This window comes from Streptomyces sp. NPDC056296 (assembly GCF_042268605.1).
GTDB lineage: Bacteria > Actinomycetota > Actinomycetes > Streptomycetales > Streptomycetaceae > Streptomyces.
This window is the reverse complement of sequence record NZ_JBHJRX010000141.1, coordinates 1-1,722: the sequence shown is the minus strand read 5'-3', so window position 1 is coordinate 1,722 and position 1,722 is coordinate 1. Positions and strand designations below refer to the sequence as shown.

At 56.0% G+C, this 1,722-nt stretch carries 1 rRNA gene; it reads left to right on the top strand.

Annotated features, from left to right (window positions below):
- Positions 1–1,722, top strand: a 23S ribosomal RNA gene (locus ACFCZF_RS40825); the annotation flags it as partial.

Here is a 1,722-nt window from a genome sequence, read left to right as displayed (position 1 = left end):
TGAGTAGCACGCTCAAGACCCGAAGCGGAGTGATCTAGCCATGGGCAGGTTGAAGCGGAGGTAAGACTTCGTGGAGGACCGAACCCACCAGGGTTGAAAACCTGGGGGATGACCTGTGGTTAGGGGTGAAAGGCCAATCAAACTCCGTGATAGCTGGTTCTCCCCGAAATGCATTTAGGTGCAGCGTCGTGTGTTTCTTGCCGGAGGTAGAGCACTGGATAGGCGATGGGCCCTACCGGGTTACTGACCTTAGCCAAACTCCGAATGCCGGTAAGTGAGAGCGCGGCAGTGAGACTGTGGGGGATAAGCTCCATGGTCGAGAGGGAAACAGCCCAGAGCATCGACTAAGGCCCCTAAGCGTACGCTAAGTGGGAAAGGATGTGGAGTCGCACAGACAACCAGGAGGTTGGCTTAGAAGCAGCCACCCTTGAAAGAGTGCGTAATAGCTCACTGGTCTAGTGATTCCGCGCCGACAATGTAGCGGGGCTCAAGCGTACCGCCGAAGTCGTGTCATTGCAGCAATACGGCCAACGCCGGCTGTGATGGGTAGGGGAGCGTCGTGTGCCGGGTGAAGCAGCCGCGGAAGCGAGTTGTGGACGGTTCACGAGTGAGAATGCAGGCATGAGTAGCGATACAAACGTGAGAAACGTTTGCGCCGATTGACTAAGGGTTCCTGGGTCAAGCTGATCTGCCCAGGGTAAGTCGGGACCTAAGGCGAGGCCGACAGGCGTAGTCGATGGATAACCGGTTGATATTCCGGTACCCGCTGTGAAGCGTCAAACATCGAACCAGGCGATGCTAAGGCCGTGAAGCCGTTCCGGACCCTTCGGGGAAAGGAAAGTGGTGGAGCCGCCGAACCAGACTTGCAGTAGGTGAGTGATGGGGTGACGCAGGAAGGTAGTCCATCCCGGGCGGTGGTTGTCCCGGGGTAAGGGTGTAGGCCGTGCGATAGGTAAATCCGTCGTACATGTGGCTGAGACCTGATGCCGAGCCGATTGTGGTGAAGTGGATGATCCTATGCTGTCGAGAAAAGCCTCTAGCGAGTTTCATGGCGGCCCGTACCCTAAACCGACTCAGGTGGTCAGGTAGAGAATACCGAGGCGTTCGGGTGAACTATGGTTAAGGAACTCGGCAAAATGCCCCCGTAACTTCGGGAGAAGGGGGGCCATTCCTGGTGATGACATTTACTGTCTGAGCTGGGGGTGGCCGCAGAGACCAGCGAGAAGCGACTGTTTACTAAAAACACAGGTCCGTGCGAAGCCGTAAGGCGATGTATACGGACTGACGCCTGCCCGGTGCTGGAACGTTAAGGGGACCGGTTAGCTCCATTTCGGTGGGGCGAAGCTGAGAACTTAAGCGCCAGTAAACGGCGGTGGTAACTATAACCATCCTAAGGTAGCGAAATTCCTTGTCGGGTAAGTTCCGACCTGCACGAATGGCGTAACGACTTCTCGACTGTCTCAACCATAGGCCCGGTGAAATTGCACTACGAGTAAAGATGCTCGTTTCGCGCAGCAGGACGGAAAGACCCCGGGACCTTTACTACAGTTTGATATTGGTGTTCGGTTCGGCTTGTGTAGGATAGCTGGGAGACTGTGAACTCTGGACGCCAGTTCAGGGGGAGTCGTCGTTGAAATACCAGTCTGGTCGTGCTGGATGTCTAACCTGGGTCCGTGATCCGGATCAGGGACAGTGTCTGATGGGTAGTTTAACTGGGGCGGT